The organism is Pelagibacterium nitratireducens (assembly GCF_037044555.1).
GTDB classification, from domain to species: domain Bacteria; phylum Pseudomonadota; class Alphaproteobacteria; order Rhizobiales; family Devosiaceae; genus Pelagibacterium; species Pelagibacterium nitratireducens.
This window is the reverse complement of sequence record NZ_CP146275.1, coordinates 3,116,164-3,131,580: the sequence shown is the minus strand read 5'-3', so window position 1 is coordinate 3,131,580 and position 15,417 is coordinate 3,116,164. Positions and strand designations below refer to the sequence as shown.

13 protein-coding genes are annotated in these 15,417 nt (G+C 62.2%); 11 read left to right on the top strand and 2 right to left on the bottom strand.

Annotated features, from left to right (window positions below):
• The first annotated feature begins 77 nt into the window (after positions 1–77).
• From mmsA to V6617_RS15355, 11 genes are all read left to right on the top strand, one after another.
• Positions 78–1,610 carry a multiple monosaccharide ABC transporter ATP-binding protein gene (gene mmsA, locus V6617_RS15405; RefSeq protein ID WP_338607801.1) on the top strand — a complete coding sequence of 511 codons (1,533 nt, stop codon included), beginning with the start codon at positions 78–80 and terminating at the stop codon, positions 1,608–1,610.
• A gap of 33 nt (positions 1,611–1,643) precedes the next feature.
• Positions 1,644–2,846 (top strand): multiple monosaccharide ABC transporter permease, encoded by a 1,203-nt coding sequence (gene mmsB, locus V6617_RS15400; RefSeq protein ID WP_338607800.1) that lies wholly within the window; start codon positions 1,644–1,646, stop codon positions 2,844–2,846.
• Between the two features lie 57 nt (positions 2,847–2,903).
• Positions 2,904–3,902, top strand: coding sequence for an AraD1 family protein (araD1, locus tag V6617_RS15395; protein WP_338607799.1), 999 nt, complete (start codon positions 2,904–2,906; stop codon positions 3,900–3,902).
• Positions 3,903–3,914: 12 nt separating this feature from the next.
• Positions 3,915–5,657, top strand: coding sequence for an L-arabinonate dehydratase (gene araD, locus V6617_RS15390; RefSeq protein WP_338607798.1), 1,743 nt, complete (start codon positions 3,915–3,917; stop codon positions 5,655–5,657).
• The gene (locus V6617_RS15385; protein WP_338607797.1) at positions 5,657–6,580 is read left to right on the top strand and encodes a Gfo/Idh/MocA family oxidoreductase; all 924 of its coding nucleotides are present in this window, start codon (positions 5,657–5,659) and stop codon (positions 6,578–6,580) included. Before araD ends, V6617_RS15385 begins: the two co-directional genes overlap by 1 nt.
• 104 nt (positions 6,581–6,684) lie before the next feature.
• Positions 6,685–7,707, top strand: a complete 1,023-nt coding sequence (locus V6617_RS15380) for a TIGR03557 family F420-dependent LLM class oxidoreductase (RefSeq protein WP_338607796.1) — start codon at positions 6,685–6,687, stop codon at positions 7,705–7,707.
• Positions 7,707–8,516 carry a coenzyme F420-0:L-glutamate ligase gene (gene cofE / locus V6617_RS15375; protein ID WP_338607795.1) on the top strand — a complete coding sequence of 270 codons (810 nt, stop codon included), beginning with the start codon at positions 7,707–7,709 and terminating at the stop codon, positions 8,514–8,516. Before V6617_RS15380 ends, cofE begins: the two co-directional genes overlap by 1 nt.
• A gap of 188 nt (positions 8,517–8,704) precedes the next feature.
• The gene (locus V6617_RS15370; protein ID WP_338607794.1) at positions 8,705–9,643 is read left to right on the top strand and encodes a putative F420-0 ABC transporter substrate-binding protein; all 939 of its coding nucleotides are present in this window, start codon (positions 8,705–8,707) and stop codon (positions 9,641–9,643) included.
• Positions 9,644–9,785: 142 nt separating this feature from the next.
• On the top strand, positions 9,786–10,844 hold the full coding sequence (locus V6617_RS15365; RefSeq protein ID WP_338607793.1) for a putative F420-0 ABC transporter permease subunit: 1,059 nt from the start codon (positions 9,786–9,788) through the stop codon (positions 10,842–10,844).
• Positions 10,841–11,614: an ABC transporter ATP-binding protein gene (locus V6617_RS15360; RefSeq protein ID WP_338607792.1), complete on the top strand. Its 774-nt coding sequence runs from the start codon at positions 10,841–10,843 to the stop codon at positions 11,612–11,614. The genes V6617_RS15365 and V6617_RS15360 overlap by 4 nt, the downstream gene beginning before the upstream one ends.
• A gap of 96 nt (positions 11,615–11,710) precedes the next feature.
• Entirely contained in the window at positions 11,711–12,712 is a 1,002-nt protein-coding gene (locus V6617_RS15355) for a TIGR03842 family LLM class F420-dependent oxidoreductase (RefSeq protein WP_338607791.1), read from the top strand.
• A 254-nt stretch (positions 12,713–12,966) separates the two neighbouring features.
• On the opposite strand, the gene argE is transcribed toward V6617_RS15355, so the two are convergent.
• Positions 12,967–14,133 (bottom strand): acetylornithine deacetylase, encoded by a 1,167-nt coding sequence (gene argE / locus V6617_RS15350; RefSeq protein ID WP_338607790.1) that lies wholly within the window; start codon positions 14,131–14,133, stop codon positions 12,967–12,969.
• A 75-nt stretch (positions 14,134–14,208) separates the two neighbouring features.
• Positions 14,209–15,393, bottom strand: a complete 1,185-nt coding sequence (locus tag V6617_RS15345; RefSeq protein WP_338607789.1) for a M24 family metallopeptidase — start codon at positions 15,391–15,393, stop codon at positions 14,209–14,211.
• Positions 15,394–15,417 lie beyond the last annotated feature (24 nt).

Here is a 15,417-nt window from a genome sequence, read left to right as displayed (position 1 = left end):
ATCCTCCTCCAGAGGCCGTGCGGTGGGGCAGTATTTCGCCCCGCCGCACACACTTAACAAAAGAGAGCGGGAACGCCATGACGTCCATTCTCGAAATGCGCGGCATCACCAAGAGCTTTCCGGGCGTCAATGCGCTCGAAAACGTCAACCTCGTTGTCGAGCAGGGCGAGATCCACGCTCTGGTTGGCGAGAACGGGGCAGGCAAGTCCACCCTCATGAAGGTGCTCTCGGGCGTCTATCCGTCCGGCGACTACGAGGGCCAGATCTTTTTCGAGGGCGAGGAACGCCATTTCCATTCCATTTCCGACAGCGAGAAATGCGGCATCGTCATCATCCATCAGGAACTGGCGCTGGTCCCGCTGCTCTCGATCGCCGAAAACATCTTTCTGGGCAATGAGCGCGCCCAAAACGGAGTGATCGACTGGACCGAAACCTACCGTCGCACCGAAGATCTGCTCAAGCGCGTATCCCTAAAGGAATCGCCGCGCACCAGGATCACCCATCTGGGGCTGGGCAAACAGCAGCTTGTCGAAATCGCCAAGGCGCTCTCGAAACAGGTCAAACTTCTCATCCTCGATGAGCCCACATCCTCGCTCAACGAGACCGACAGCCAGGCCCTTCTCAAGCTGCTGGTCGAACTCAAGGAAAGAGGCATTTCCTCGATCCTGATCTCCCACAAGCTCAACGAGATTTCCCAGGTCGCCGACCGTATCACGGTGCTGCGCGACGGGCATACGGTCTCCACCCTTGATTGCCACACCTCCGAGATTTCCGAAGCCGATATCGTGCGTGACATGGTGGGGCGCTCCCTGACCGACCGCTTCCCGCCCCGCGCACCAAAGATCGGCGAGGTGCTGTTCGAAGTCAAAAACTGGACCGCGCACCACCCCATCCATTCCGAGCGCAAGGTGGTCGACGATGTCAGCTTTTCGGTGCGCGCCGGCGAAGTGGTGGGCATTGCCGGGCTGATGGGCGCCGGCCGCACCGAACTGGCCATGAGCCTGTTCGGAAAATCCTATGGCGACAAAATTTCCGGCGAAGTGTTTCTGCGCGGCCAGTCCGTCGATACCTCCTCGGTCCCCAAAGCCATAGCGAACGGCATCTGTTACGCCACCGAGGACAGAAAGACCTATGGCCTCGTCCTCGACCAGCCGATCCGTGACAACGTCCCCCTCGCCAATCTCAACGGCATCGCCAACGGTCTCGTGGTGGACAATCACAAGGAGCGCGAGGTCGCCGAGCGCTATCGCAAGCTCATGGCGATTAAAAGCTCGGGCATCGGCCAGAAAACGGTCAATCTCTCGGGCGGCAACCAGCAAAAGGTCGTGTTGTCCAAATGGCTCTATGCCGGACCCGACGTTCTGATCCTCGACGAACCCACCCGCGGCATCGATGTGGGCGCGAAATACGAGATTTATTCAATCATCAACGACCTGGCGAGCCAGGGCAAAGCCATCGTCCTGATCTCCTCGGAAATGCCCGAACTGCTGGGCACCTGCGACCGCATCTACGTCATGAACGCAGGCCGCTTCGTGGGCGAATTGCCCATCGCCGAAGCCAGCCAGGAAAAGATCATGTCGATGATTTTAAAGACCGGAAAAGCCGCATGATCGCCCTCAACTGCTCATCAACGGAACACCGCAATGACTGATCTCACCCAACCCTCGTCCGCAACCGGCGGCCCGTCGGTGTTTGTGGGCTATCTCAAGACCCATCTGCGTGAATACGGCATCCTGTTTGCGCTGATTGCCATCGTGGTGTTCTTCCAGATCGCCACCGACGGCATCCTTTTGCGCCCTGCCAACGTCACCAATCTGGTGCTCCAGAACTCCTATATCGTCATCATGGCGGTGGGCATGCTGCTGGTCATCGTGTGCGGCCATATCGATCTCTCCGTCGGCTCGGTCATGGGCTTTGTCGGCGCACTCGCTGCCGTCCTGATGGTGCAGTTCGATCTCCATTTCGTGCCCGCGGCCATCATCTGCCTGGCTGTCGGCGCGGCCATCGGTGCCGTTCAGGGTTACTGGATCGCGTATTGGAAAATCCCCAGCTTCATCGTGACGCTCGCCGGCATGCTGGTGTTCAAGGGCCTGATGATGGTGCTCTTGAAGGGCCAGTCCATCGGCCCGTTCCCAGACTCGTTTCGTATGATCGCCTCCGGCTTCATCCCCGATCTGTTTGCCGTCGAGGGCATCCATATGCTTTCGATGCTGCTCGGCGTTGCCGCTGCGGCGATCCTCATCCTGCTCTCGGTGCGGGCCCGCGCCAAGGAGGCAAAACACGGCACGCCCGACGAACCCTTCGCATTCTTCACCGGCCGCAACATTCTCGCCGCCGGGGCCGTGGTCTACCTGGTGTACCTTCTGGCCACATCGCGCGGTCTGCCCAACGTCTTTATCATCATGGCTGTGCTTATCGCCGGCTACAGTTTCGTTGCCAAGCAGACCACCATCGGACGCCGCGTCTATGCCGTGGGCGGTAATCAAAAGGCCGCAAAACTCTCGGGCATCAATTCCGAACGCCTGACCTTCCTGGTTTTTGCCAATATGGGTATGCTCGCTGCGCTGGCGGGCCTCGTGTTCGCGGCCCGTCTCAACATGGCCACGCCCAAGGCCGGCGAAACCTTCGAACTCGACGTCATCGCCGCCGTCTTCATCGGTGGCGCCTCGATGGCCGGCGGTGTCGGCACCATTGTCGGCGCAGTGATCGGCGCGTTCATCATGGGGGTGATGAACAACGGCATGTCGATCATGGGCATCGGCATCGACTGGCAGCAGATGATCAAGGGACTTGTCCTCCTCGCCGCCGTGATCTTCGACGTCTACAACAAGAACAAGGCCGCCTGATCTTTCCGGCGCGCCCAGGGTGCGCCGGATTCCCCAATCCCCGGAGTAATTATCAAAGTGCTGCTCTCCCAGATTACCCATACCAGCGGTTCCCAGTGCGTCGTGGCGCGTGAAGGCGACAATGCCAGGATCGTCAATGGCGCAGATTCCATTCTGGCGCTGGCCAAACGCGCCATCGCAAGGGATATGGCGCTGGCCGAACTGATCGCCGAACAGGGGCTGGGCGACAGCGTCGATCTCGACGCCGCCTATGCCGAGGGCAGGGTTCTGGCGCCCATAACCCCCGATGATCCCGCGCGCCTGCATCTCACCGGCACCGGGCTCACCCATCTCGGTTCGGCCTCGACCCGCAACGCCATGCACCTCAAAGCCGGCGCCGAAGAAAACGTCACCGATTCCATGAAGATGTTCCGGCTGGGCGTCGAAGGCGGCAAGCCTGTGGGCGGCAAGACGGGCGTGCAGCCCGAATGGTTCTACAAGGGCAATGGCCACGCCCTAGTTGCGCCGGGCAAGCCCATCACCTCGCCCGGCTTTGCGCTCGATGCAGGCGAAGAGCCTGAAATCGCCGGCATCTATATCGTCTCCTACGAGGGCGTTCCGCACCGGATCGGTTTTGCGCTGGCAAACGAGTTTTCCGATCACGTCACCGAGCGCCAGAACTATCTCTATCTCGCGCACTCGAAATTGCGCCCGGCCTCCATCGGTCCCGAAATTCTTGTCGGTGAACTCCCCGCCCATGTCGAGGGCACCTCCCGCGTCGTCCGCGATGGCACTGTGCTGTGGGAAAAGCCCTTCGTTTCGGGCGAGGACAATATGAGCCACACCCTCGCCAATCTCGAGCACCATCACTTCAAATACGAAATCTTCCGCAAGCCCGGCGACGTGCACGTCCATATGTTCGGCACCGCGACGTTGAGCTTTGCCGACGACATCCGCACGCAGGAAGGCGACATCTTTGAGATCGAAGCCGCCCCCTTCGGACTGCCGCTCAAGAACCCCCTGACCATCGACAAGACACGCCCTGCCGACGCGCCTGTCGCGGTCAAATCATTGTAGAAAGGGCAGGGAATGGCATTTGAAAAGGCCCAATGGCCGCGCAAGCTGCGCTCGCAGGAATGGTATGGCGGCACCTCGCGCGATACGATCTACCACCGCGGGTGGCTCAAAAATCAGGGCTATCCCCACGATCTGTTCGACGGCCGCCCGGTCATCGGGATCTTAAACACCTGGTCCGATCTCACCCCCTGCAACGGGCATCTGCGTGAACTGGCCGAAAAGGTAAAGGCCGGCGTCTGGGAAGCTGGCGGCTTTCCTCTGGAGGTGCCGGTGTTCTCGGCCTCGGAAAACACCTTCCGCCCCACGGCCATGATGTATCGCAACCTCGCCGCCATGGCGGTGGAAGAGGTGATGCGCGGCCAGCCCATCGATGGCGCCGTCCTGCTGGTCGGTTGCGACAAGACCACCCCATCGCTTCTGATGGGCGCGGCCTCCACCGACATTCCCTCGATCGTTGTCACCGGCGGCCCCATGCTCAATGGCTGGTTCCGGGGCGAGCGGGTCGGCTCGGGCACCGCGCTGTGGCAGATGAGCGAAGCGATCAAGGCCGGCGAAATGAGCCAGGAGGATTTCCTCGAAGCCGAACAGGCCATGAGCCGGTCCTCGGGCTCGTGCAACACCATGGGCACTGCCTCCACCATGGCTTCTATGGCCGAGGCACTGGGCATGGCGCTTTCGGGCAATGCGGCAATCCCCGCCGTCGACAGCCGCCGCCGGGTTATGGCGCAACTCACCGGCCGCCGTATCGTCGATATGGTGAAAGACGACCTCAAACCTTCCGATATCCTCACCCGCGAAGCGTTCGAAAATGCGATGATGACCAATGGCGCCATTGGCGGTTCGACCAACGCCGTGGTCCATCTGCTGGCCCTGGCCGGGCGTGTCGGGATCGATATCGGGCTCGACGATTGGGACCGGCTGGGCCGCGATATCCCAACAATCGTCAATCTGATGCCCTCGGGCAAATATTTGATGGAAGAATTCTTCTACGCCGGTGGCCTGCCCGTAGTGCTCAAATCCCTGCTCGACGGAAAAAAGCTCCATGGCGATGCGCTGACCGTTTCCGGGCGCACCATGGGCGAGGAAGTCGCCGGCGCCCGCAACTGGAACGAGGACGTGATCCGGCCGGTCGACAAGGCTCTCACCAGCCATGGTGGCATCGCGGTTTTGAAGGGCAATCTTGCGCCCAATGGCTGTGTGCTCAAACCTTCGGCCGCCAGCCCGCACCTGATGGTTCATACCGGCCGCGCCGTGGTGTTCGAGGACATCGACGACTACAAGGCAAAGATCAACGACGAGGCGCTCGATATCGACGAGACCTGCGTCATGGTGCTCAAAAATTGCGGCCCCAAGGGCTATCCCGGCATGGCCGAAGTGGGCAACATGGGCCTGCCGCCAAAGGTGTTGCGCAAGGGCATAAAGGATATGGTGCGCATTTCCGACGCCCGCATGTCGGGCACCGCCTATGGCACGGTGATCCTGCACACCTCCCCCGAGGCAGCGGTGGGCGGTCCGCTGGCAGCCGTCCGCAATGGCGACATGATTTCCATCGACGTGCCCAATCGCACCATCCATCTCGATGTCCCCGAGACCGAGATCGCCGCCCGGCTGGCCGATTGGAGCCCGCTGCCCGATCAGCCGCAATCGGGTTACGCAAAGATGTTCCTCGATCACGTCGATCAGGCCCATACCGGCGCCGATTTCGATTTTCTCAAAGGCGCGCGCGGCAGTGCGGTGGGCAAGGATTCCCATTGATGACCCACAAGATTGCCATTGTCGGTCTGGGCAAGATCGCCCGCGACCAGCATTTGCCCTCGATTGCCAAAAATCCCGATTTCGAACTGGCCGCCATTGTCTCGCGCAATGCGGAGCTTGAAAGCGTCGACCATTTCCAAGCGCTCGATGACATGCTCGCGGCCCGCCCCGATATCGGCACCGTCGCTCTGTGCACGCCGCCACAGGTGCGCCGTCAATACGCTGAGGCCGCCATCCGCGCCGGCCGGCATGTTCTGCTGGAAAAACCGCCCGGTGCCACGGTGGCCGAAGTCGAATGGCTCAAAAATCTGGCAGCAAAGCACGGGGTTACCCTGTTTGCCACCTGGCACTCGCGCTACGCACAGGGCGTTGAACCGGCCCGCACCTGGCTGGCCGACAAGACCATAAAAAGCGTCGATATCGTCTGGCGCGAGGATGTGCGCCGCTGGCATCCCGGTCAGGACTGGATCTGGGAGCCCGGCGGCATGGGTGTCTTCGATCCCGGCATCAATGCGCTCTCGATCCTCAGCCACATGCTCCCCGCACCCGTTCTGGTGACCGGCGCGGTGCTTGAAGTCCCGGAAAACCGCCAGACCCCCATCGCTGCGAAGATCGATTTTATTGCGGTCACCGGCCATCTGGTCACCGCAGATTTCGACTGGCGCCAGGAAGGCCCGCAAACCTGGGATATCACCGTCCGAACCGATGCCGGGCTGCTCGAACTCTCCAGCGGCGGCGCTGTGCTGCGCATCGATGGTGATACCCAACTGGCCGCCGACGATACCGAATATGACGGCATCTACGCCCATTTCGCCGCACTTCTGGCGCAGGGCAAAAGCGACGTCGATATTGCCCCGCTGCAACTGGTGGCCGATGCCTGTATGCTCGGCGAGATGCGCAAGGTCGGAGCCTTCCACGAATAAGGCCGTATGCCACGGAGAAAATTTTACCAAAAGGTCAAAATCCCCTCTGTTGCTCCTTTATCCTTTGTGATTGACTGATCGCAAAGCCAAGGGGAGTCGCGTCGATGTCCGTTTTCAAATCCGGACCCGAAGGGTTGATCGGCTATGCGGTGATGCTCGAGCAGTTCCATCCGCGCGATTGCGTGGAACTGACCGAATATGCCGAGCAAAGGGGCTTTAACGGCGCCATGGCTGCCGACCATTTCCAGCCCTGGGTGCCCCAGCAGGGCCAGTCGGCCTTCGTCTGGAATGTTCTGACCGCCATCGGCGAGCGCACCAGGGGCGATATGGGCCCCGGCGTCACCACCCCCACGTTCCGCTGGCACCCTGCCATGGTGGCGCAGGCTTCGGCGACCCTTGCCGCCATGTATCCCAATCGCCACTGGCTCGGGGTAGGGGCAGGCGAGGCCCTCAACGAAAGTTTCCTCGCCCAGTATTGGCCCGATGTGGGCGAACGTTCCGCCCGCATGTTCGAGGCCGTCCAGATCATCAAGAAGCTGTTCGAGAACTCGGCTGCCGGCAAGGACACCAAACACAAGGGCGATTATTATCGTATGGAATCCACAAGGCTGTGGACCATGCCTGAAACCGCGCCCGAAATTCTCGTGGCAACCGCCGGACCGCTCAACGCCAAAAAGACCGGAAAATTTGCCGATGGCATCATCACGGTCGGCGCTCCACTCGGCAAGATCGAGATGCTGTTTGAAAAATTTTCCGAGGGCGCCCGTGAGGCCGGCAAGGACCCCGACGCCATGCCCAAGGTGCTCCAGCTCCATTTGAGCTGGGCCGAGACCTACGAAGAAGCACTGGCCAACGCCATGACCGAATGGCCCAATGGCGGCATGAAATTCCCCAAGGCCGATATCCGTTCTCCTTTCGATTTCGAGCAGATGGCCAAGCTGGTCCGGCCCGAGGATTTCAAGGGAAGAATGGTGATTTCGCCCGATCCCGAAGAGCACCTCGAACACATCCAGAAGTTTGCCGATTTCGGCTTCGACCGCATTTATCTCCACAATGTGGGCCGCAACCAGCGCGAATGGATCGACGTCTTCGCCGAAAAAGTGCTGCCCAAACTCAAGAAGCGCTGATGGCCGATCGTCTGACACTCTGGGGCATCGAGGGCATCCCCGAAATCGGGCCAGGTGACGATCTGGTGGCGCTGATTTCGAACGCCATCGACACAATGGCCACCTCCGATCCGGACGCTGCGCTGGCCGATGGCGATATCCTGATCGTCACCTCCAAAATCGTCTCCAAGGCCGAAGGCATGCAGGTGCCTATCGCGGCGCGCGATATGGCCATCGAGGAAGATACGGTCCGCATCGTCGCCGAGCGCGCCCATCCCGGTGGGATCACCAGAATTGTCGAAACCCGGCAAGGCCTGGTGATGGCCGCCGCCGGGCTCGACACCTCAAACGTCCCCGATGGCCTCGCTCTGCGCCTGCCGCGCGACCCCGACGCTTCTGCCCGGGCGCTCTGCGGCGCCCTGCGCGAAAAGACCGGCAAGAGGCTCGGCCTCATCATTACCGATACCCTCGGTCGCCCCTGGCGCGTCGGCCAGACCGACGCCGCCATAGGCGCAGCCGGCGTGCAACTGGTCGATGATCTGCGCGGTGGCGTCGATGCCAATGGCCGGCCATTGAACGTAACGGTCACCGTGCTTGCCGACGAGCTCGCCGCCGCGGCCGATCTGGTCAAGGGCAAGGCCTCGCGCATGCCCGTCGCGGTAGCGCGGGGCCTGGCAAAGCTGGTCATCGATCTCGACAGCCCCGGCGCCAAGACCCTGGCCCGGCTGGGCGAAGACGACATGTTCCGCTTCGGGTCGACCGAGGCTTACAAGCAGGGCTACGACGCGGCCATCCACGAGATGGCGGGCAAAAAGGAAAAGGTAAAATGAGCGGTGTCACGTCCTTTGCCCCAAACACCACCGTCATCCCGGGCTCGACCCGGGGTCCAGTAAACGGCAGCGCCCCGGCAAAATCGCAAACGCTGCCGTTGTCTGGACCCCGGCTCAAGGCCGGGGTGACAAGCTGGGGGCGTGGCACGACTTTTCGTCCTTCGCTTCTCTGGCAGGAACGAGGGGCCATGGCCATTGCGGCACTTTCCGGTCTCTTGTTCGCCGCGGCCCTCTCAACCCCCGCCCTCGCCACCGACTACCCCCTGACCATCGAAAACTGCGGCACCACGGTAACCTTCGATGCCCCGCCCGAACGGGTCGTCACCATCAAGTCCACCGCCACCGAACTGCTTCTGGCTTTGGGACTTGGCGACAAAATCTTCGGCGTCGGCTTTCAGGACGGCCCGGTCCCCGACCAATGGGCGCCGGACACCCAATTGACCGTCCTTGCCGATCGCGTTCCCTCCCAGGAAGTGGTGCTCGAAGCCGAGCCCGATTTTGTCTATGGCGGCTGGGAATCGAGCTTTGCCGCCGATGCGGCAGGGACGCGCGACAGCCTGCACGCGCTCGGCGTTGCCACCTATGTCGCCCCCACCGCCTGTCGCTCGGAAGGTACCCCCGAAAAGCTCTCGTTCGAGGATGTGTTCGACCAGATCGTTGAAATGGGCGCCATTTTCGATGTCGAGGACCGCGCCGCCCAACTTGTCGCCGAGCAGCGCACAATGCTCGAAGAGATCAAGCCAACCTCAAACCTGACCGGCGTCTGGTATTCCTCGGCCACCTCCACCCCCTATGTCGGCGCCGGCCTGGGCGGCCCGCAAATGACCATGGAGGCGCTGGGCATCGCCAACATCTTTGCCGATGTGGAAGACACCTGGACCTCTGCCAGTTGGGAAGCCATTGTCGACGAGGACCCCGACGTGATGATCCTTGTCGACGCCGCATGGAATTCGGTCACCCAGAAGATCACCCTCCTCAACGACAATCCGGCGACCGCGAACCTGAGCGCCGTCCAGAACGAGCGCTACATCATCATCCCGTTCCCCGCCGCCGAACCGGGCATACGCTCCATCCCCGCCACCGCCGATCTGGCCCGGCAACTTCAGGGGCTGGATCTGAACCCATGACTCCCCTCCTTCGCTTCCCCGGCGAAAGCCGGGGCCCATGTGAGCCAGCCTCGGGCGCTGGAGTTTCGATTGGCGCTGCTGGACCCCGGATCAGGTCCGGGGCAGCGCGGCGGGTTGGGAACAGTCGAAGGAAAGCTCTCTAATGGTCGCCGCCCCGCTCGGCCTGTCCGCCCTCACGCCCGCCGCCCTGCGGCGGCTGAAGTTTCAGGCCGGGCTGGCGGGGCTGGCACTACTGCTTTGTGCTTCCCTCGTCATCGCCGTCACCATCGGCCCTGCCGATATTTCCCCCGGTGAAGTCTGGGCGGTGATCGCCCACAAACTCGGTCTTATTGCCGAAAACCCGGTCTCGCGCCTGCGCGAGGGGATCGTCTGGGAATTGCGCCTGCCGCGCGTCCTCGCTGCCGCTGCCGTGGGTGCCGGGCTGGCCATTTGCGGTGCCGTCATGCAGGCTCTGACGCGCAACCCATTGGCCGATCCCTACCTCCTCGGCCTTTCGTCCGGTGCCTCGGTGGGTGCCGTTTCCATGATGCTGATCGGCGCGACGCTGCTCCTGCCGGTCGGCGCCTTCATCGGTGCCCTGGTCGCCATGGGACTGACGCTGGGGCTGGCCCGCTCGCTCGGCGCCATCACCGCGTCGCGCGCCATCCTCGCCGGGCTGGCTGTTTCCGCGCTCGCCTCCGCGCTCACCTCGTTTCTGATCTTCTGGACGGCGACCGGGGATTCCTACCGCGAAATTCTGTCCTGGCTGATGGGCTCGCTGGCCGGCGCCCGCTGGTCCGATACAGGTTTGGCGCTTGTGGCGCTGGCCGCCGTGGGCGCGCCATTGATCGCCTCGGGCCGTATCCTCGACGGATTCGTCTTCGGCGATACCGCCGCCCGCGCGCTGGGCATCGATGTCGAAAGAACCCGCTGGGTCATGCTGGGCGGTACCGCGCTTCTGACCGGCGTTCTCGTTGCGATTTCGGGCGCCATCGGCTTTGTCGGCTTGATCCTGCCCCACGCGGTGCGGCTCGTCGCCGGCGGACGCCACCACCATCTGCTCCCGCTCGCGGCTTTGGCCGGGGCCGTTTTCATGGTGTGGACCGATACGGCGTCCCGCACCCTCTTCGACCCGCGCGAGCTGCCTGTCGGCATCGTCACCGCCATGATCGGCGCCCCGGCCTTCTTCCTTATCCTCTTGCGCAACAGGCGGGCCACATGAGCCTTGCCATTCAAAGCGCCAGTCTCACCCTCGAGGGCAAGACCATCCTCGATGATGTATCCTTTGCCCTCCAGCCAGGCCGTCTCAACGCGCTGATCGGCCCCAATGGCGCCGGCAAATCCTCGCTGCTACGGGTGATCCTCGGTTTCGAGCCGGGCGCGCGCGCCCATATCGAATTCGCGGGTGCCGATTTTCACGCCCTGCGGCGCCGGGAGCGCGCCCGCGTCGCCGCCCTGGTCGAACAGACCGCCGGCACCGACCAGCCCATTGACGTTCATGACGTGGTGATGCTCGGCCGCCTGCCCCATCAGGGCCTGTGGGCCGCCGACAGCCAGAGCGGCGACGAGGAGATCGCCGCCCGCGCCATGGCCCGGGCCGGGGTCGCCGAGTTCGCAACGCGGCGCTTTTCCACCCTGTCCGGTGGTGAACAGCAGCGTGTGCACATTGCCCGCGCCCTCGCCCAATCCCCGCGCCTGCTACTGCTCGACGAACCCACCAACCATCTCGACCTTTCGGCCCAGATCGCCGTCATGGAAATCCTGCGCGCCCTTGCCCGTGAAGGGCTCACCATCCTCGTCACCATGCACGATCTCAACCTGACCGCCGCCTGGTTCGATCACGTCGTGGCGCTCGATCGGGGCAGGGTGGTGGCACAGGGCACGCCCGAAACGGTCATCGATTCCGCGTTTCTCGCCCGCGTCTATGGCGTCGCCGCCACCATAGTGCCCAACCCGGCCTCTGGCCGCCCGATGATCGCCTATGGGCCGTGACGAATTCCTCTTGCGCCCCGTCTAAAAATTTGATCGTCTGGTCAAAATATTCCCGCACGGCAAATGCGGGGTGCCGGTTCTGAAAGGGTAGGGACAATGGAATTCGGGATCACCTTCAAGGGTTTCGTCGATCACGACAGGGCGCGCTATCTGATTCAAGCCGCCGAATATGCCGGTTTCACCTATTGCTGGTTCTACGACTCCCACATCCTCTGGCGCGATCCGTATCCGGCCATGGCCATGGGAATGGAATGGACCAAATCCATGCGGTTCGGGCCGCTGGTCACCAATCCCGACGTGCGTGACTGGTCCGTCGCCGCTTCGCTGTTCGGCTCATTGGCCAAACAGAGCGGCGGGCGCTTCGATCTGGCCGTCGGCCGAGGGGATTCCTCGCGCCGGGTGATGGGCCACAAGCCCGCAACGCTCAAACGCGTAGCCGAATTCATCGCCAAGACCCGCGCCATGGTGCGCGGCGAAGAGGTAATGTATGGCGATGTGCCCAACCCCGTCCAGTTTCCCTGGGCCGTGGGCCACGATATACCCTCCTGGATCGCTGCCTATGGGCCTTTGGCGCTCAAAACCGCTGGGGAAAGCGCCGATGGCGTCGTGCTCCAGATCGCAGAACCGGGCCTGTGCAAATGGTTCACCGACCAGTGCATCGCCGCAGGCAAGGCCGCGGGACGGGATATGAGCAGCTATCGCTCAATGGCCGCTGCGCCCGCCTATTTCGGGGACAAGACAAAAGCCATCGAAGCCACCAAATGGTTCCCCGCCATGGTGGGCAATCACGTGGCCGATATCGTCGAGAAATACGGCGCCGACAGCGACAAGGTCCCCGCCAGCCTCACCTCATATATCGAAGCGCGGCGTGGCTATGACTATTCCAAGCACGGCCAGTCCGATAACCCCTATCTCGATTTCATCACCGACGACATCGTTGAAAGCTTCTGCGTGCTCGGCGAGCCCGAAGACCACATCGCAAAGATCCGCGATCTCGAAGCGGCGGGCGTTACCCAGTTCAACATCTATCTCGACAGTGGCGAGGAAGAAGACATCATCGCCCGCTATGGCCGCGAGGTCATTCCGGCGTTCCGGTAGCGCTCCTGAGCGCCAGCGGTATGCTCTAGCTCTATAACCCCGCCACCGTCACCCCGGGCTTGACCCGGGGGCCAGTACCCCAACGCGTGCGATGGAGCCGCCAAGCTGCCGCTTACTGGATCCCGGGTCTCGGCCCGGGATGACGGCAGAGCGCAAATGCACCACCCCTCGCTATCTCCCCCACCGTCAGCCGCTTTCTCACCTCTCCCTGCGGGAGGCCGGATCGAAGGTCCGGGTTGAGGGGGCTTCCCGGCCTACTGGTGCTTTTCCAGCCCCTCGATCATCTCCAGACACGCTGAAAGCTGGTCGAGCTCGACGAATTCGTCGGGCTTGTGCGCCTGTTCGATCGAGCCTGGCCCGCAGATCACCGTATCGATGCCCATCTCCTGAAACAGGCCCGCCTCGGTCGAAAACGCCACGCATTCGGCAGGATCCTCATTGCCGGTCAGCGCCCGCACCAGTGCCACGGCCTCCGATTTGGTCATTGGTTCGAGCCCGGCCACTTCCCCGATGGTTTCGGTGATGACCGCCGCGTCGGGATGGATATCGACCATTTTGGGCAGCAGAACATCCTCGACAAAGCCGGTGATCTGCTCATGGGTGAAGGCAAAATCGCCCGAATTGACGTGCCGCAACTCCCACTCCACCGAACACTGCCCGGGGATGATGTTGCGCGCGATGCCGCCGGCCATTTTACCGATCTGAATTGTCGACCAGGGCGGTTCGAACCGGCTGCCCTCCGGCGCGCGCGATTTCAGCGCGCCGCCGATTTCGAGCAGCTTGGTTACATACTGCACGGCATATTCGACGGCATTGACCCCCCGGTCGGGCATCGAGCCATGGCCCTCGAGCCCGGTAAAATGGGTGGTGTATTCGCAGCACCCCTTGTTGCCCTCGACGATCTTCATCATGGTCGGTTCGCCCACGATGCACAGCGAAGGCTTGCGGCCGGTCGCCTTGAGTTCCTTGAGCATCACATGTGCGCCAAGGCACCCCACCTCCTCGTCATAGGTAAAGGCCAGATGGATGGGGCGCTTTAATCCGATTTCCTGGAAATAGGGGGCAAAAGCCAGCGTGCAGGCGATGAACCCCTTCATGTCGCACGCCCCGCGCCCGTAGATCTTTCGGTTGCGCAGCGTTGCGGTGAACGGGTCCGAACTCCAGTCCTGCCCTTCCACCGGCACCACATCGGTGTGCCCCGACAGAACGATCCCGCCATCGGCCTCGGGCGGGCCCAGCGTTGCAAAAAGGTTGGCCTTGTTGCCCGTCTCGTTCAGCGTCAGATAGGTGCGCGTGCCGATCTGGTCGAGCCGGTGGTTGATATAGGCGATCATCTCGAGATTGCTGTCCGCCGACACCGACTCAAAGCCGATCAGGTCCGCGAGGATTTCGAGCGTTTCACCGAGCAGTCTATGGGCCAAGAATCAAACTCCACAATATCTGGTTAGGGCCATTCCCCTCTGGGGAGAGGGTCGGGGCGAGGGGCCTTGCCCTTTCTAGTTCTTCACAAACATCTCGCGCGGCACATTGGCTAGGCACTCCGGCCCGCCCTCGTCAGTAATCCGCATGGTTTCGGTGATCTCCAGCCCCCAGTCGGGGGTCCAGATGGCCGGCATGAAATGGAACACCATGTTGGCGCGCAGGATCGAGGGGTCGCCCGGACGGATGCTCATCGTGTGCTCGCCCCAATCGGGCGGATAGGACAGCCCCACCGAATAGCCGGTGCGCGAGGTTTTCTCGACGCCGTATTTCTTGAGCACACCGAAAAACGCATCGGCGATTTCCCCGCACGTATAGCCGGGTTTTGCCACCGCCATGCCCGCTTCCATGCCTTCGAGCACCGCTTCCTGCGCCTTGAGCATGTCCTTGGGCGGCTTGCCCAGATAGCCGGTGCGCGAAATCGGGCAGTGATAGCGCTTGTAACACCCGGCAATCTCGAAAAACGTGCCTTCGCCCTTGACCATCTCGCGATCGTCCCAGGTCAGATGTGCCGCCGCCGCATCGCGCCCCGAGGGCGTGAGCGGAACGATCGCCGAATAGTCCCCCCCATAGCCATCCGCGCCAACCAGCGAGGCGTGATAGATTTCCGCGACCAGCTCGTTCTTGCGCAGACCGGGCCGCGTCACCTCGCGAATACGCGCATGCATCGCTTCAACGATTCGTGCCGCGCGGCGCATATATTCGATCTCGGCTTCCGATTTGACCGAACGCTGCCAGGTGACCACCGAAGTGGCATCGACAATTGCGACATCGGGGATTTCGGCCCGCAGCGTCTCAAGGCAGGAGGCGGTGAAATAATAATTGTCCATTTCCACGCCAATCCGGCGCTGGTCCCAGCCCTTGTCCTTGAGCACGCCGCACAGATGCACATAGGCGTGCTTTTCGGGGTTCTGGACGAAATCGTCGGGATAGAAATAGATCGAGTCCGTTGCCAGCCAGGTGGTTTTTTCGGCCCCCACCGCATCCATGGGCCGCCCCCACCACAATGGCTCGTCGGTGAGCGAAACGATCACCGCCTGATGCACGTAAAAGCTCCACCCGTCATAGCCGGTCAGCCAGTGCATGTTGGAGGGATTGGTGACGATCAGAACGTCGATGCCCTGCGTCTGCATCGACCGGCGGACGGCCTCCAGGCGCTCGTAATATTCGGGCAGGGTAAAAGGCAGGCGGGTATTGGGCATTTTGCCTTGGCGCTCCAGAAAAAG